The sequence below is a fragment of the Pseudomonas sp. 008 genome, from assembly GCF_016861935.1.
Classification (GTDB): domain Bacteria; phylum Pseudomonadota; class Gammaproteobacteria; order Pseudomonadales; family Pseudomonadaceae; genus Aquipseudomonas.
Genome location: NZ_BOMA01000015.1, coordinates 93,388 through 109,934, shown reverse-complemented (window position 1 = coordinate 109,934; position 16,547 = coordinate 93,388). Strand labels below are relative to the sequence as shown.

Here is a 16,547-nt window from a genome sequence, read left to right as displayed (position 1 = left end):
GTTCCCGAAAAGGCCCCTTGCGGGCCTTTTTGCTTTTCTGCAGGCAAAAAAAGGGGCGGTTTGACCCGCCCACATTTTTTCCCTATTCCATGTATTCCTTTTCATCGTCCTGATGAATCGCATCCTGCGATGTCCATTCCCCTCTTCCTTGAAGGGCGTGTCTATCCGTCGACACAGTTCAAATACTAGAGGATTCCCCACCAAGAGCAATCGGCCTCCATGGCTGAAATCATCTGTAATATGCTGTTAACTTAATAAAATAAGCATACAAATCAATAGCTTATAAATACAGCATCCTTCGAATAGACAACTACCAGGGTGTAAAAATAATGAACACTTACGAAAGAGTAAGCAAAGACTTACACCACGAGACTACAAACCTGAGGTGGCGCCAATACCAACACACCTTTCATCTTCCCGACAGCAAAAAGCCCCGAACCAGTCGGGGCTCTTTGTTGCCGGTTGAGCGAATGGCTTATTGGAACAGCGACTCACTCGACAGGCCGTTTTTCTCGAGAATCTCCCGAAGACGCTTGAGGCCTTCAACCTGGATTTGCCTGACCCGCTCCCGGGTAAGGCCGATTTCCAGGCCGACATCTTCAAGCGTACTGCTCTCGTGACCTCGCAAGCCGAAGCGGCGTACGACCACCTCGCGTTGCTTGTCGGTCAGCTCCGAGAGCCATTGATCGATGCTCTGCGACAGGTCGTCATCCTGCAACAGTTCACATGGATCGGTCGGGCGGTCGTCGGTCAAGGTGTCCAGCAGGGTTTTATCCGAATCAGGACCCAGCGAGACGTCGACCGAAGAAACCCGCTCGTTCAGGCCAAGCATGCGCTTGACCTCGCCTACCGGTTTCTCCAGCAGGTTGGCAATTTCTTCGGGTGAGGGTTCATGGTCGAGCTTTTGAGTCAGCTCCCGTGCAGCCCGCAAGTACACGTTGAGCTCTTTGACCACATGAATAGGTAGCCGGATGGTCCGGGTCTGATTCATGATCGCGCGTTCGATGGTCTGACGAATCCACCAAGTGGCGTAGGTCGAAAAGCGGAAGCCGCGTTCTGGATCGAACTTTTCCACTGCCCGGATCAGGCCGAGGTTACCCTCTTCGATCAGGTCCAGCAGCGACAGCCCACGATTGACGTAACGCCGGGCGATTTTCACCACCAGCCGCAGGTTGCTTTCAATCATGCGCTTGCGTCCGGCCGGATCACCACTTTGCGACAGGCGCGCAAAATGTACTTCTTCTTCCGGGGAGAGCAATGGGGAAAAGCCGATTTCATTGAGGTACAGCTGCGTGGCATCGAGTGCCCGGGTGTAGTCGATGTACTTGTGTTGCTTTAACGAAGCGGAGTGTCTGGATTTGGCACGAACGGAAGGTGGTGCATCCCCTTCATCATTCGACATCGAATCCATAGCGATGCCGGTCTCCATAAGGAGAACCTCATCGTCGATGTCAAACTCCGGCACTTCTTTACTGAGAGCCATTGTTATAGTCCTTTGGTGAGTTCGACCTCAAGCTCAAGCGGCGCCTTGATCCCTGGCAACGCTGGAGCCTGTTCCCTCTACGTGACGGAACAGGCTTGGCTAACAAATCAACGACGTGGCAGGAACTGCAGCGGATCTACAGGTTTACCTTGTCGGCGAATCTCAAAATGCAGTTTCACCCGGTCTGTACCCGTTGACCCCATTTCGGCAATTGTCTGTCCGACTTTGACCTGCTGCCCCTCCCGAACCAACAGCCTGCGGTTGTGACCGTAGGCACTGACGTAGGTATCGCTGTGTTTGATGATGACTAATTCGCCGTAGCCCCTTAAGCCACTCCCGGCGTATACCACCGTCCCATCAGACGCAGCTAAAACAGGCTGTCCCAAATCTCCGGCGATATCAATTCCTTTATTCAAACTACCGTTTGAAGAGAATTTTCCAATGAGAATGCCACTAGAAGGCCACCCCCAGCCCGTCGGGGCCGGACCGGCAGGAGGCAGTGGAGCGGGTGCCGGTTTGCTGGCGACGGACGGTGCGAGCACCGTTGTACTGGTTGTTGTGCCATTTGCCTGGCGCCGAATTACCGTGGTTTTGCTCGACGACGAAGGCGAGGAACTGGACGAACTCACCACCGCTGTAGGCGTTGAATCGTTGCGACCGTCGAAGCGAATCGTCTGACCCGGATGGATCGTGTAAGGCGTAGGAATGTTGTTCCTTGCCGCGAGGGCTTTGTAGTCCCAGCCGTAGCGAAAGGCGATGGAAAACAACGTGTCCTTGGGTCGAACAACGTACTGGCCGGTGGTTACGGCCGGACGCTGGGCGACCGCATTGTTGCGTTCGACAACTCCCACGCTACTCGATTTGGTGCTGGAGCAACCGACCAGCAAGGTACTCAAGACAAGACCAGTCACCAGACGCTGAAAGCTCGTTATACCCATTCGCTGCGCAACGACTGTGAGACTCACCCGCCGCTCCCTTTGTGGTGGCTGAAAATATGAATTGCCGTGTTTCGGCACGAAATGTCGCAAGTATAACGGGCCGAACAGGCTTTACCTTTAATGAAGCGGATTCGCTTCACGCACATGTTTGCTGCCTGACGATGAATTCCGTTTAACCCATCGATGCCGCTGTAAGACCCGGGCAATCGAAGAGAATTCAGCGCGCTGAAACAAATGCTCAGGCCAGCGGCCCGTTGAGCAGTGGCACAAAACGCACCGCCCCCAGAACACGCCTGGAAAAGCCCTGTTCTTCACGGATGATCAGCATCAATTGTTGAACTTCACCAGAGCCGACCGGAATCACCAGTCGCCCGCCCGGTGCCAATTGATCGAGCAGCGCCTGAGGCACGTCGGTGGCTACGGCGGTAACAATGATGCCGTTGTAAGGCGCCAGCGCCGGCCAGCCTTCCCAGCCATCGCCCCAGCGAAATACCACATTGCGCAGATTCAGCTCCACCAGGCGCTCCTTGGCTCGATCTTGCAGAACCTTGATGCGCTCGACGGAAAAAACCCGCTCGACCAGTTGCGATAGCACTGCTGTCTGGTAACCCGAACCGGTGCCGATCTCCATCACCTTGTCCAACGGACCGGCTTCCAGCAGCAGCTCGCTCATGCGCGCCACCATATAAGGCTGGGAGATGGTCTGGTTATGGCCAATCGGTAGCGCCGTATCTTCATAAGCGCGGTGGGCCAGCGCCTCATCGACGAACAGGTGACGCGGTGTGCGGCGGATGACTTCCAGCACCTTGGCGTTGGACACCCCTTCTTCATAGAGGCGCTGAATCAGACGCTCACGGGTCCGCTGGGAGGTCATCCCGATGCCGCGGTGCAGAATATCGTCTTGTTCACGAGCCATTAGCGCAGCCCCTCCAGCCAGCCATCGAGACTTCTGAAGGCATCATTAAAGGTGCGATCCAGTTGCAGTGGCGTGATTGAAACATAGCCTTGCATCACCGCATGGAAATCGGTGCCCGGGCCGCCATCCTCGGCGTCCCCCGCCGCAGCGATCCAGTAACCGGATTTACCACGCGGATCGACCACTTTTATCGGCGCAGCGGCGCGGGCGCGATGGCCCAGGCGGGTCAGCTGGATACCGCGGATATGCTCCAGCGGCAAGTTGGGAATGTTCACGTTCAGTACCGTGCGCGGTGGTAGATCGAGGTCCGCGTGGGCCTCTACCAGTTTGCGCGCAAAATAGGCCGCCGTGGGAAGGTTCTCCACTTGCCGTGAGACAAACGAAAAGGCAAACGAAGGACGCTCCAGGAAACGTCCCTCAAGGGCCGCCGCCACAGTACCGGAATACAGCACGTCGTCCCCCAGGTTAGCACCCAGGTTAATACCGGAAACCACCATGTCCGGTTCAAACTCCAGCAAGCCGTTAAGGCCCAGGTGCACGCAATCGGTAGGCGTTCCGTTGAGGCTGATAAAGCCATTGGCCAAGGTATGCGGGTGCAACGGACGGTCGAGCGTCAGCGAGCTGCTGGCGCCGCTTTTGTCCTGGTCCGGGGCGATAACCACGCATTCGGTGTAATCCGCCAGCGCAGCATAAAGCGCGGCGAGACCGGGTGCGGTTACCCCATCGTCGTTAGAAATCAGAATACGCATGGGCTGTCCGTCTGCCCCACCGGCACCAGATCGACGAGTTCACGCACCAATACGGTGGCGAAGCATCCGGCCGGGAGGACGAATTCCAGTTGCAGAATGTCAGGCTCGGGATAATGCCACGTCAACCCGCCAATGGGCAGCCGCAGGATGCGACGTTCGTGGCTCATTCCAGCGTTAATCAACCAATCGCGCAGGTCCGCTTCGCGCGCAGCGATTGCCTGCTCCAGTTCATGGACAGCGCCTGACGCCGGCGAGTCACCTTCGCCCCACTGCGGGCCGGTCGGGTGCAAGTCGAGAATCGCCAGACGCGGGTCACTGCACTCGGCTTCACCTGCCGGGAAGAAACTGCGGCTGTCAGTGAACGCCAGCAGATCGCCAACCTGAGCATGCTGCCAGGTACCATCGGCGACGCGTGCCGCCAGCACCTGATTAAACAGAAAACTACGCGCGGTTGAGAGCAGGCGCGAACGCACATTGCGTTGTTCCGGCAGGGCCTTGCGCGCTGCCCAGGCACGGGCGTCGACGACGTTGCCGCCGTCATGCCCGAAACGCTGGGCGCCGAAATAATTGGGAATACCTTGCCTGGCGATCAGTTGCAGACGCTCTTCGATCGCTGCCTTGTCGCCAGCGAACTGGGTCAGGCGCAACGTGAAGCCGTTGGCCGAATGGGCACCGCGTTGCAGCTTGCGTCTGTGCCGACCGGTCTTGAGAATCTTCAGCGTGTCGTTTTCCGCTGCCGACAGGTCTGGATCAGCCTTGCCGGGCAGTTGCACGCTGAACCACTGGCGAGTCAACGCCTGACGGTCCTTGAGGCCCGCGTAGCTGACAGTACGCAATGGCACGCCCGCAGCCTTGGCAATCCGCCGTGCCGCTTCTTCGGTATTCAGACCGCGCTTTTCCACCCAGATCCATAGGTGTTCGCCGTCGCCGCTCAGGGGAATATCGAGGACTTCATCGACCTGGAAATCTTCCGCCGTGGCTTTCAGCACCGCGCTGCCGAGAGCGTCACCATAGGCCCGCGGGCCGAGCAATTGCGCCTCGTTCATGCGCGCAGCAACAAGGCAACGGAGTGCACGGCAATACCTTCTTCGCGACCGACAAAGCCAAGCTTTTCGGTGGTGGTAGCTTTCACGTTCACTTGATCCAACTCAATTTGAAGATCCGCGGCAATCAGCGCGCGCATCGATTCGATATGCGGGGCCATTTTCGGGGCCTGGGCGACGATGGTGTTATCGACGTTGCCGACTTTCCAGCCCTTGGCGTGGATCAGTGCGACGACATGACGCAACAGCGCACGGCTGTCGGCGCCCTTGAATTGCGGGTCGGTATCCGGAAAATGCTTGCCTATATCACCCAGCGCGGCAGCGCCGAGCAACGCATCGCTCAAGGCGTGCAGCAGGACATCACCGTCGGAATGGGCAAGCAGCCCGAAGCTGTGTGCAATCCGCACACCGCCCAGCGTGATGAAATCGCCTTCACCGAAACGGTGCACATCATAGCCGTGGCCAATACGCATAAAAAAACGCCCCGATTTTTGTCAGGGCGTGATTCTACCTGCATTAGGCGCTTAGAGCGCGCGCGTGATGCTGTAAGTGGTCGTCGATGAAACTGGCGATGAAGAAATAGCTGTGGTCGTAGCCCGGTTGCAAGCGCAACGTCAGCGGATGACCAGCCTGTTTGGTCGCCTGTTGCAGGGCTTCAGGCTTAAGCTGGGTGGCGAGAAAATCGTCGCGATCACCCTGATCCACCAGCAGCGGCAGTTTCTCGTCGGCTTCGGCGATCAATGCACAGGCGTCCCACTCGCGCCATTTCGACCGGTCTTCACCCAAGTAACGGGAAAAGGCTTTCTGTCCCCATGGGCAATCGATCGGATTGTTGATCGGCGAGAACGCCGACACCGACTGATAACGCCCCGGATTGCGCAAGGCGCAGACCAGCGCACCGTGGCCACCCATGGAGTGGCCGCTGATGCCACGCTTTTCCGATGCCGGGAAATGCGCCTCGACCAATGCCGGCAATTCCTGCACGACATAGTCATGCATCCGATAGTGCCGCGACCACGGTTCCTGCGTGGCATTCAGATAAAACCCGGCACCGAGACCGAAGTCCCAGGCACCATCCGGATCGCCCGGCACTTCGGGACCGCGTGGGCTGGTGTCCGGTGCGACGATAATCAGCCCCAGCTCGGCGGCCATGCGCATGGCACCGGCCTTCTGCATGAAGTTCTCATCGGTACAGGTCAGGCCAGACAACCAGTACAACACCGGCAGCTTGCCGCCCTGCTCCGCTTGCGGCGGCAGGTACACGGCAAACACCATGTCGCAGCCGAGCACGTCGGAGCGGTGCCGGTAGCGCTTGTGCCAGCCGCCGAAGCTTTTCTGGCAGGAGATATTTTCCAGGCTCATGACCGACCTCAGAAATGGATGACGCTACGGATGCTTTTGCCTTCATGCATCAGGTCAAACGCCTTGTTGATATCTTCCAGGCCCATAGTGTGGGTGATGAAGGTATCCAGCGGGATCTCGCCGGTCTGGGCCATTTCGACATAGCTTGGCAACTCGGTACGGCCACGCACGCCACCGAACGCCGAACCGCGCCAGACACGACCGGTGACCAACTGGAACGGACGGGTGGAGATTTCCTGGCCGGCGCCAGCCACACCGATGATGACCGACTCGCCCCAACCTTTATGGCAGCACTCAAGTGCGGCACGCATCAACTGAACATTGCCGATGCATTCGAACGAGAAGTCGACGCCGCCATCGGTCATGTCGACGATCACTTCCTGAATCGGACGATCGAAGTCTTTCGGGTTCACGCAGTCGGTGGCGCCCAATTGCCTGGCGATTTCGAACTTGGCCGGGTTGATGTCGATGGCGATGATCCGGCCAGCCTTGGCTTTGACCGCGCCGATCACGGCAGACAGTCCGATGCCGCCCAGACCGAAGATGGCGACGGTGTCACCCGGTTTGACCTTGGCAGTGTTGATCACTGCACCGATGCCGGTGGTGACGCCACAGCCCAGCAGGCAGACTTTTTCCAGCGGTGCTTCTTTAGGAATTTTGGCGACAGAAATTTCCGGCAGTACGGTGTACTCGGAAAACGTCGAAGTGCCCATGTAGTGGAAAATAGTTTCGCCCTTGTAGGAAAAGCGCGAAGTGCCGTCCGGCATCAGGCCTTTACCCTGGGTTGCACGAATCGCCTGGCAGAGGTTGGTTTTGCCCGACAGACAGAATTTGCACTTGCCACATTCCGGGGTGTACAGCGGGATCACATGATCGCCCACGGCAACCGAAGTCACACCCTCGCCGATCGCTTCGACCACCGCGCCACCTTCGTGGCCCAGGATCGACGGGAAGATACCTTCCGGGTCTGCGCCCGAGAGGGTGTAGGCATCGGTATGGCAGACACCGGAAGCGACGACGCGCAGCAGGACTTCGCCCGCCTTGGGCATGGCGACATCGACTTCAACGATCTCGAGGGGCTTCTTGGCCTCGAAGGCAACAGCGGCGCGCGACTTGATCATGCTGACTCTCCAGTGAATAAAAACGAGACAAGGAGTGTAATACAGCTGCATACGATGAATAATCGGGACAAAAGCAAAACATTATTGCCATGCAGGGATAATCCTGATGTCCGAAAACCGCTGGGAAGGCATCGACGAGTTCGTCGCCGTGGCCGAGTGCAGCCAATTCACCGCCGCGGCTGAACGCCTTGGAGTGTCTTCCTCCCACATCAGTCGCCAAATCGTAAGACTGGAAGAGCGACTGCAAACCCGCTTGCTCTATCGCAGCACCCGCCGGGTCACGCTGACCGAAGCCGGGCAAACCTTTCTGCAACATTGCCAACGTTTGCAGGACGGCCGCGAAGAAGCGTTGCGCGCTGTCGGCGACCTGACCAGCGAACCCAAGGGCATGCTGCGCATGACCTGTGCCGTGGCCTACGGCGAACGATTCATTGTGCCACTGGTGACTCGCTTCATGGGGCTGTATCCGCAACTGCGTGTCGACATCGAACTGAGCAACCGCCCGCTCGATCTGGTGCACGAAGGGCTGGACCTGGCCATCCGCCTCGGCCGCCTGCAGGATTCAAGATTGGTCGCGACTCGTTTGGCACCACGGCGCATGTATCTGTGCGCCTCGCCGTCCTACCTGGAACGGTATGGTCGTCCACACAGTTTGTCGGAACTGAGTCGCCACAACTGCCTCATCGGCAGCTCGGATATCTGGCAACTGGAACAGAACGGGCGGGAATTTTCCCAGCGAGTACAGGGGAACTGGCGCTGCAACAGTGGGCAGGCGGTGCTGGATGCCGCGCTACAAGGGGTTGGGTTGTGTCAGTTGCCGGACTACTACGTGCTGGAGCACCTGAAAAACGGCGAGTTGATTTCACTGCTGGAAGCCCATCAACCGCCGAACACAGCGGTTTGGGCGCTTTATCCGCAGCAGCGGCATCTGTCGCCGAAGGTGCGCAAGTTGGTGGATTATTTGAAGGAAGGGTTGGCCGAACGGCCGGAGTATCGGGTTTAAGAGCAAAAGATCACAGCCTGCATAGGCTGCGATCTTTTAACGGCGGTTAGCCCAACGCTGGCGCAACCACTCAAGGTCTTCGGGGCGAGTGACTTTGATGTTATCGGATCGACCTTCGATCAAACGGGGTGCCATACCTGCCCACTCCATCGCCGAGGCTTCATCGGTGATGACAGCATCCGCCACCAGGCTATCCGCCAACGCCCGATGCAATGCTCCAAGGCGAAACATCTGCGGTGTATAAGCCTGCCAGATCACACTGCGATCCACTGTTTCCAGCACACGCCCGTGCTTGTCGACCCGTTTGAGGGTGTCGCGCGCAGGCACCGCCAATAGGCCGCCCACCGGGTCGTCAGCCAGTTCACTGAGCAATTTATCAAGATCATCGCGCGCCAGATTCGGTCGCGCGGCATCGTGAACCAACACCCAATCCTCATCGTCAGCACCCTGGGCATGCAGATGCAGCAAGGCGTTGAGCACTGATCCGGAACGCTCGGCGCCGCCTTCAACCCGCTGAATACGCGGATCGGCAGCACAGGCCAGGTTCGGCCAGTAAGGATCGTCGATGGCAAGACTGACCACCAACCCCTTCAGGGCAGGATGATCGAGGAAACAGCCAAGGCTGTGTTCGAGAATAGTGCGCCCACCCAATTGCAAGTATTGCTTGGGACGGTCCGCGGCCATACGGGCACCGACGCCCGCGGCAGGAATCACGGCCCAGAAGGCCGGTAGCGACTCAATCATTGGGCCAACTGGTAAAGGGTTTCACCATCCTTGACCATGCCCAACTCATGGCGAGCCCGCTCTTCAACGGTCTCCATGCCCTTTTTCAACTCACTGACTTCGGCGTCCATCACTCGGTTGCGCTCCAGCAACGCCTCGTTCTCGGCGTGTTGATCCGCAATCTGCTGCTTCAGCTCGGCCACTTGCGCCAGACTGCCATTACCCACCCACAGGCGGTACTGCAGGCCGGCCAGCAGCAAGAGCAAGACGAGGAACAACCAATTGGGACTGCGCATCGAATATCAGGTATCCAGTGAAAAAAGACAGCCATGCCAAACTTTGAAGCTTCTGATAGCACGAAGCCTGGAAGAACCAGGCTTGTGCTCTTAAGGCATCAGATTAGTGGCAAATCCGTCGCTGTCGCGATTTTTCCGACACAATCCGGTGTCTTTTTATCGTTTACCACTCAGCCGCGGAATTCGCTACGGCCGTTGTACTTGGCTTTGCCATTCAACTGCTCTTCGATACGCAGCAGTTGGTTGTACTTGGAAACGCGGTCGGAACGGCACAGCGAACCGGTCTTGATCTGGCCAGCCGAGGTGCCCACGGCCAGGTCGGCAATGGTCGAATCTTCGGTTTCGCCGGAGCGGTGCGAGATCACGGCGGTGTAACCAGCGGCCTTGGCCATCTGGATGGCTTCCAAGGTTTCGGTCAGGGTGCCGATCTGGTTGAACTTGATCAGGATCGAGTTGGCGATCTTTTTGTCGATGCCTTCTTTCAGGATCTTGGTGTTGGTCACGAACAGGTCGTCGCCTACCAGCTGAGTCTTCTCGCCGATCTTGTCGGTGAGGATTTTCCAGCCAGCCCAGTCGGACTCGTCCAGACCGTCTTCGATGGAGATGATCGGGTAACGCTCGGTCAGACCTTTCAGGTAGTCGGCGAAACCTTCAGCAGTGAACACCTGGCCTTCGCCGGACAGGTTGTACTTGCCATCTTCGTAAAATTCGCTGGCCGCGCAGTCCAGGGCCAGGGTCACGTCGGTGCCCAGCTTGTAACCGGCGTTGGCCACGGCTTCGGAGATCACTTTCAAAGCGTCTTCGTTGGAAGCCAGGTTCGGCGCGAAACCACCTTCGTCACCGACGGCAGTGCTCAGGCCACGAGCCTTCAGAACGGCTTTGAGATGATGGAAAATCTCGGTGCCCATGCGCAGACCTTCCGAGAAAGACTTGGCGCCAACCGGCTGAACCATGAATTCCTGGATGTCGACGTTGTTATCGGCGTGCTCGCCACCGTTGATGATGTTCATCATCGGAACCGGCATCGAGTAGACACCCGGAGTGCCGTTCAGGTTGGCAATGTGAGCGTACAGCGGCAGGTCCTGGTCCTGTGCTGCTGCCTTGGCCGCGGCCAGGGAAACGGCGAGGATTGCGTTGGCGCCCAGAGTTGCTTTGTTCTCAGTGCCATCGAGCTTGATCATCGCGTGATCCAGCGCTTTCTGGTCGCTTGGGTCTTTGCCCAGCAACAGGTCGCGGATCGGACCGTTGATGTTGGCTACGGCCTTGAGCACGCCTTTACCCAGATAACGGCTCTTGTCGCCATCACGCAGCTCGAGCGCTTCACGCGAGCCAGTGGAAGCACCGGATGGCGCGCATGCGCTGCCGATGATGCCGTTATCGAGAAGCACGTCTGCTTCCACAGTGGGATTGCCACGGGAGTCGAGAACTTCACGACCTTTGATGTCGACGATTTTTGCCATTGTTGTAAACACTCCAAAGTTGACGAAAACGACGCAGCTGAAGGAAATCTTTTATCGTCGGCAAGTGACAGAAAGCGGGCAGGCTTGCGGACGATAAGGCTCAAGCCCGAGGGCCTGAGCATTTAAACCGTGCGGTACTTTACCGGAGAATTGAGGTTTACGCGGTTTCTACCGTCGGAAAACTCTTCACCAGTTCGTCCAGTGCTTTGAGCTGGGCCAGGAATGGCTCCAGTTTGTCCAGACGCAGGGCGCAAGGGCCGTCGCATTTGGCGTTGTCCGGGTCCGGGTGGGCTTCAAGGAACAGCCCGGCCAGCGACTGGCTCATGCCGGCCTTGGCCAGGTCAGTGACCTGGGCACGACGACCGCCGGCGGAATCGGAGCGACCGCCGGGCATTTGCAGCGCGTGGGTCACGTCGAAGAATACCGGATATTCGAACTGCTTCATGATGCCGAAGCCGAGCATGTCGACCACGAGATTGTTGTAGCCGAAGCTCGAACCACGCTCGCAGAGAATCAACTGATCGTTACCGGCTTCCACGCATTTGTTCAGGATGTGTTTCATTTCCTGGGGCGCGAGGAACTGGGCTTTCTTGATGTTGATCACCGCGCCGGTCTTGGCCATCGCGACCACAAGGTCGGTCTGGCGCGACAGGAAGGCCGGCAACTGGATGATGTCGCAGACCTCAGCGACGACCGCAGCCTGGTCAGGCTCGTGGACGTCGGTGATGATCGGTACGCCAAAGGCTTGCTTGATGTCCTGGAAAATCCGCATGCCCTCTTCCAGGCCAGGGCCACGGTAAGAGGTCACAGAAGAACGGTTCGCCTTGTCGAAACTGGCCTTGAACACGTAAGGGATACCGAGTTTTTCGGTGACCTTTACGTACTCTTCGCAGACCTGCATCGCCATGTCACGGCTTTCCAGCACGTTCATGCCACCGAACAGCACCATTGGCTTGTCGTTGGCAATCTCGATATCGCCTACGCGGATGATCTTCTGCGCCATAAGGTTTACGCCTTCTTCTGGTGTTGAGCCAAAGCGGCTTTAACGAAACCGCTGAACAACGGGTGACCGTCGCGTGGCGTCGAGGTGAACTCTGGGTGGAACTGGCAAGCGACGAACCATGGGTGATCCGGTGCTTCAACCACTTCAACCAGCGCGCCATCACCGGAGCGACCGGAGATTTTCAGGCCGGCATCGATGATTTGCGGCAGCAGGTTGTTGTTCACTTCGTAGCGATGACGGTGACGCTCGACGATCACATCCTTGGCGTAGCAATCGTGCACCAGGGAACCTGGCTCAAGCAGACAGTCCTGAGCGCCAAGGCGCATGGTGCCGCCCAGATCGGACGATTCGGTACGGGTTTCGACGGCGCCGGTGGCATCTTCCCACTCGGTGATCAGACCGACCACCGGGTGACCGCTGGTGCGATCGAACTCAGTGGAGTTGGCATCTTTCCAGCCCATGACGTTACGAGCGAACTCGATAACGGCCACTTGCATGCCCAGGCAGATACCCAGGTATGGAACCTTGTTTTCGCGAGCGTATTGAACGGCAGTGATCTTGCCTTCAACACCACGCAGACCGAAGCCGCCCGGTACCAGAATCGCGTCGACGCCTTCCAGCAGAGCAGTGCCCTGGTTTTCGATGTCTTCGGAATCGATGTAGCGCAGGTTGACCTTGGTGCGGTTGCTGATGCCGGCGTGACTCATCGCTTCGATCAGCGACTTGTAGGCGTCCAGCAGTTCCATGTACTTGCCGACCATGGCGATGGTGACTTCGTGCTCCGGGTTCAGCTTGGCATCAACCACCGCTTCCCACTCGGACAGATCGGCGCTGTCGCATTGCAGGCCGAAACGCTCAACGACAAAATCATCCAGGCCCTGGGAGTGCAGAATGCCCGGGATCTTGTAGATGGTGTCGGCGTCTTCCAGTGCAATCACCGCACGTTCTTCAACGTTGGTGAACTGCGCGATCTTGCGACGCGAAGAAATGTCGATCGGGTGATCGGAGCGGCACACCAGCACGTCAGGCTGCAGGCCGATGGAACGCAGTTCCTTGACCGAGTGCTGGGTTGGCTTGGTTTTGGTTTCGCCGGCAGTGGCGATGTACGGCACCAGTGTCAGGTGCATCAGCATCGCGCGCTTGGCGCCGACTTCGAAACGCAATTGACGGATCGCTTCGAGGAACGGTTGCGACTCGATGTCACCCACGGTGCCACCGATCTCGACCATGGCCACGTCGGCATCGCCGGCGCCCTTGATGATCCGGCGCTTGATTTCGTCGGTGATGTGCGGGATCACCTGAATGGTTGCGCCCAGGTAATCACCACGGCGCTCTTTGCGCAGGACGTGTTCGTAGACACGGCCAGTGGTGAAGTTGTTGTTCTGGGTCATGGTCGTGCGGATGAACCGCTCGTAGTGGCCCAGGTCCAGGTCGGTCTCGGCGCCGTCGTGGGTGACGAACACTTCACCGTGCTGGAACGGGCTCATGGTGCCCGGGTCAACGTTGATGTACGGGTCCAGCTTCAGCATGGTGACCTTAAGTCCCCGCGCCTCCAGGATGGCCGCCAATGAAGCCGAGGCAATGCCTTTCCCCAATGAAGAAACAACACCGCCCGTGACGAATATGTAGCGCGTCATGAAAAACCCTAGAAGTCTGCGTTAAAGCGGTCCGAGCCGCCGGGGAAAGCGAAAGAAGGCCGAAGCCCCCGATCACCTGCATTAATCACAGTGCACCTTTCAAAAAAACCGCCGCGTTGGGACAGACCGGAAGATGAAACACCGGTAGGTTGCTCGCTACACATTTTTTGGAATCGCCCAGCAAAGACTGCTTGGTAATCGGCAACTGCTGCGATTCAGGCGAATCCACAGAAGTTGTATCAAGAAGGGAGCGTAGTCTACCGGAAAGCCCCTTTCAGCTCAAACCTTGATCTTCGATCGGCGGCTGCCAATGCAAATACCAGCCACTGCGCTCACTGCCATTCAGCCCCCGCAGGTTCGCCACCGCCAGCAATTGCTGGTCCCTGTAGACCAGCGGCAATCTGCCACGGGCGAAGCCCGGCACGCCGCTTTCGTTGAGCAAACGCTTCAAGTCACGGTGACCGCGATCGGGCAAATTCATGACTTCTCCGCCCTCACGATAGCGGATCTGCAACGGGCCATCGGGGATCTGTCCGGTGAGTGTGAGCACGCCATTATCCGGTAACGCCAGCAATACCGCGGGATCAGCCCAGGACACAGGGGATGGCGGAGTGCGCAACCATCCACCTGACAACCACCAGAGACGCCCACCAGCGCGATGCAGTTCGCCCGCCGCCAATCGCCAGACCGGACGTGCATCGCCAGTCGCATCGCGCAAATCCTGCCAACCCGACCAATGGTCACTATCCGGCAAAGACGTCAGTGGTTTGAGCCAATGACTCAGGGCATTGCGCTGGCGTGCATCAGAGAGCTTTTCCAGGGGCGCCAGCTCCAGCGACGGCAACCCCAGCCAATCGAAATCACTGACGGTGCCGGCCTGGGCCAGATCAATTTGCGCCAGGTCGTCGAGCAACCCCTGCGCCTCACTCAGATGCGCAGCGCTGCGAGCCATGGTCGCCACTGCTTGAGGCCAGCGCGCGGTCAACACCGGGAACACCTGATGACGCAGGTAATTGCGCGAGAACTGCCGGTCCTGATTCGACGGATCTTCGATCCAGTTCAGCTGATATTCAGTGGCATAGGCCTCAAGCTCGGCGCGAGTGACATCAAGCAGTGGTCGCAGCAGATGCCCATGCCCCAAAGGACGCTCACTCGGCATCCCCGACAAACCTCTCACCCCTGCCCCGCGCATCAGCCGAAACAACAGGGTTTCCGCTTGATCGTCACGGTGCTGACCTGTGAGCAGTACTTCACCGGCACGAGTCGCCGCGATGAAGGCGCCGTAACGCGCATCCCGCGCCGCACGCTCAAGGCTCGCGCCGCGCTCAACCTGAACACGCACAACCTCCAGCGGCACACCCAACGCATCACAGACCGACTGACAATGTTCCGGCCACGCATCAGCCGCAGCCTGCAGGCCGTGGTGGACGTGAATGGCGGTCAACGCCGGCAAGGATTCGGTTTTTGCGAGGTGTGCGAGAAGGTGCAGCAGGACGGTGGAATCGAGACCACCGGAGAAGGCGATGCGCCAGGTCGTGGCGTTGCGCCACGGAGCCAGCCCCTGGAGAAGCCTGGCTGGCAGATCAATCGTCTTAGGGCTCATAGACGTCAGTCGCTTCACATAGACCCATTGTGGGAGCGAGCCTACTCGCGAAGGCTGCTTAACATTCAACATATTTGTTGATTGTTATACCGCAATCGCGAGCAGACGAACGTCGCCCGGCTCTTCCCACATGGCTATAGCGCGATCAGATCAGAGACCGTAGCTCATCAGACGCTCGTAACGACGGGCCAGCAGCGCGTCGTTGTCGAACTTCTTCAGCATCGCCAGTTGCGAGCTCAGCTCGGCGCGGATCGAGGCAGCGGCAGCGGCCGGATCACGATGAGCACCGCCCAACGGCTCGCCGATCACTTTATCGACAATGCCCAGGCCCTTCAGACGCTCGGCAGTGATGCCCATCGCTTCAGCGGCATCCGGGGCTTTCTCGGAAGTTTTCCACAGAATCGAGGCGCAACCTTCCGGCGAAATCACAGCGTAGGTCGAATATTGCAGCATGTTCAGCTGATCGCAGACGCCAATGGCCAGCGCACCACCGGAACCACCCTCACCGATCACGGTGGCGATGATTGGGGTTTTCAGGCGAGCCATGACGCGCAGGTTCCAGGCAATCGCTTCGCTCTGGTTGCGCTCTTCGGCGTCGATGCCAGGGTAAGCGCCCGGGGTGTCGATGAAGGTCAGGATCGGCATTTTGAAACGCTCGGCCATTTCCATCAGGCGGCACGCCTTGCGGTAGCCCTCAGGGCGCGGCATACCGAAGTTGCGGCGAACCTTCTCGCGCACTTCACGGCCTTTCTGGTGACCGATAACCATCACCGGCTTATCGTCCAGACGGGCAACACCGCCAACGATGGCAGCGTCGTCAGAGAAGTGACGGTCGCCGTGCAACTCATCGAACTCGGTGAAGATGTGTTCGATGTAGTCCAGGGTGTACGGACGTTTCGGGTGACGCGCCAGACGCGCGATCTGCCAGCTGGTCAGCTTGCCGAAGATGTCTTCGGTCAGCGTGCTGCTCTTGTCCTGTAGGCGGGAGATCTCATCGCCGATATTCAGCGAATTGTCATTACCGACCAAGCGCAACTCTTCGATCTTGGCTTGCAGGTCGGCGATCGGCTGTTCGAAATCTAGAAAATTCGGGTTCATAGGCGTCCGTCTAGGGTCGCGTCCAAGGGAGCTTGGGCCGGCCGGTTGTCTATTCGCGCCCTACCTTAAGGGACAGGCGCGTTCAGGTCGAGATTAAAAATTCGGGTCGGGA

At 58.4% G+C, this 16,547-nt stretch carries 16 protein-coding genes; 1 reads left to right on the top strand and 15 read right to left on the bottom strand.

Annotated features, from left to right (window positions below; genetic code table 11):
• Positions 1–475: 475 nt before the first annotated feature.
• The 8 genes from rpoS to JUI81_RS25900 form a co-directional block, all read right to left on the bottom strand.
• Complete coding sequence (gene rpoS, locus JUI81_RS25935) at positions 476–1,483, bottom strand: RNA polymerase sigma factor RpoS (protein WP_007940534.1); 1,008 nt, start codon at positions 1,481–1,483, stop codon at positions 476–478.
• A 107-nt stretch (positions 1,484–1,590) separates the two neighbouring features.
• Entirely contained in the window at positions 1,591–2,448 is an 858-nt protein-coding gene (locus tag JUI81_RS25930) for a peptidoglycan DD-metalloendopeptidase family protein (protein ID WP_026331840.1), read from the bottom strand.
• 211 nt (positions 2,449–2,659) lie between these two features.
• Positions 2,660–3,295, bottom strand: a complete 636-nt coding sequence (locus JUI81_RS25925) for a protein-L-isoaspartate(D-aspartate) O-methyltransferase (RefSeq protein ID WP_172901226.1) — start codon at positions 3,293–3,295, stop codon at positions 2,660–2,662.
• 41 nt (positions 3,296–3,336) lie between these two features.
• The gene (surE, locus tag JUI81_RS25920) at positions 3,337–4,086 is read right to left on the bottom strand and encodes a 5'/3'-nucleotidase SurE (RefSeq protein WP_018926998.1); all 750 of its coding nucleotides are present in this window, start codon (positions 4,084–4,086) and stop codon (positions 3,337–3,339) included.
• Positions 4,074–5,132, bottom strand: coding sequence for a tRNA pseudouridine(13) synthase TruD (gene truD, locus JUI81_RS25915; protein ID WP_019581008.1), 1,059 nt, complete (start codon positions 5,130–5,132; stop codon positions 4,074–4,076). Before truD ends, surE begins: the two co-directional genes overlap by 13 nt.
• A complete protein-coding gene (gene ispF / locus JUI81_RS25910; RefSeq protein WP_019581009.1) occupies positions 5,129–5,602 on the bottom strand; it encodes a 2-C-methyl-D-erythritol 2,4-cyclodiphosphate synthase in 474 nt (157 codons plus the stop codon). Before ispF ends, truD begins: the two co-directional genes overlap by 4 nt.
• A gap of 43 nt (positions 5,603–5,645) precedes the next feature.
• Positions 5,646–6,491 carry an S-formylglutathione hydrolase gene (gene fghA / locus JUI81_RS25905; RefSeq protein WP_019581010.1) on the bottom strand — a complete coding sequence of 282 codons (846 nt, stop codon included), beginning with the start codon at positions 6,489–6,491 and terminating at the stop codon, positions 5,646–5,648.
• Positions 6,492–6,499: 8 nt separating this feature from the next.
• Positions 6,500–7,612, bottom strand: a complete 1,113-nt coding sequence (locus JUI81_RS25900) for an S-(hydroxymethyl)glutathione dehydrogenase/class III alcohol dehydrogenase (RefSeq protein ID WP_018927002.1) — start codon at positions 7,610–7,612, stop codon at positions 6,500–6,502.
• Between the two features lie 106 nt (positions 7,613–7,718).
• On the opposite strand from JUI81_RS25900, the gene JUI81_RS25895 reads away from it, so the two are divergent.
• The gene (locus JUI81_RS25895) at positions 7,719–8,615 is read left to right on the top strand and encodes a LysR substrate-binding domain-containing protein (RefSeq protein WP_007907183.1); all 897 of its coding nucleotides are present in this window, start codon (positions 7,719–7,721) and stop codon (positions 8,613–8,615) included.
• Between the two features lie 36 nt (positions 8,616–8,651).
• Here the strand turns inward: JUI81_RS25895 and ispD are convergent, their stop codons facing one another.
• The 7 genes from ispD to JUI81_RS25860 all read right to left on the bottom strand — a co-directional run bounded on the left by ispD (position 8,652) and on the right by JUI81_RS25860 (position 16,435).
• Positions 8,652–9,359: a 2-C-methyl-D-erythritol 4-phosphate cytidylyltransferase gene (gene ispD, locus JUI81_RS25890; protein ID WP_019581012.1), complete on the bottom strand. Its 708-nt coding sequence runs from the start codon at positions 9,357–9,359 to the stop codon at positions 8,652–8,654.
• Positions 9,356–9,634 (bottom strand): cell division protein FtsB, encoded by a 279-nt coding sequence (ftsB, locus tag JUI81_RS25885; protein ID WP_007907178.1) that lies wholly within the window; start codon positions 9,632–9,634, stop codon positions 9,356–9,358. The genes ispD and ftsB overlap by 4 nt, the downstream gene beginning before the upstream one ends.
• A gap of 170 nt (positions 9,635–9,804) precedes the next feature.
• A complete protein-coding gene (gene eno, locus JUI81_RS25880) occupies positions 9,805–11,094 on the bottom strand; it encodes a phosphopyruvate hydratase (RefSeq protein WP_007940523.1) in 1,290 nt (429 codons plus the stop codon).
• A 157-nt stretch (positions 11,095–11,251) separates the two neighbouring features.
• Positions 11,252–12,097, bottom strand: a complete 846-nt coding sequence (kdsA, locus tag JUI81_RS25875; protein ID WP_015093773.1) for a 3-deoxy-8-phosphooctulonate synthase — start codon at positions 12,095–12,097, stop codon at positions 11,252–11,254.
• Positions 12,098–12,102: 5 nt separating this feature from the next.
• Positions 12,103–13,734 (bottom strand): CTP synthase, encoded by a 1,632-nt coding sequence (locus JUI81_RS25870; RefSeq protein ID WP_019581014.1) that lies wholly within the window; start codon positions 13,732–13,734, stop codon positions 12,103–12,105.
• A 274-nt stretch (positions 13,735–14,008) separates the two neighbouring features.
• Entirely contained in the window at positions 14,009–15,337 is a 1,329-nt protein-coding gene (tilS, locus tag JUI81_RS25865) for a tRNA lysidine(34) synthetase TilS (protein WP_204125313.1), read from the bottom strand.
• Between the two features lie 150 nt (positions 15,338–15,487).
• Positions 15,488–16,435, bottom strand: coding sequence for an acetyl-CoA carboxylase carboxyltransferase subunit alpha (locus JUI81_RS25860; RefSeq protein WP_019581016.1), 948 nt, complete (start codon positions 16,433–16,435; stop codon positions 15,488–15,490).
• Positions 16,436–16,547 lie beyond the last annotated feature (112 nt).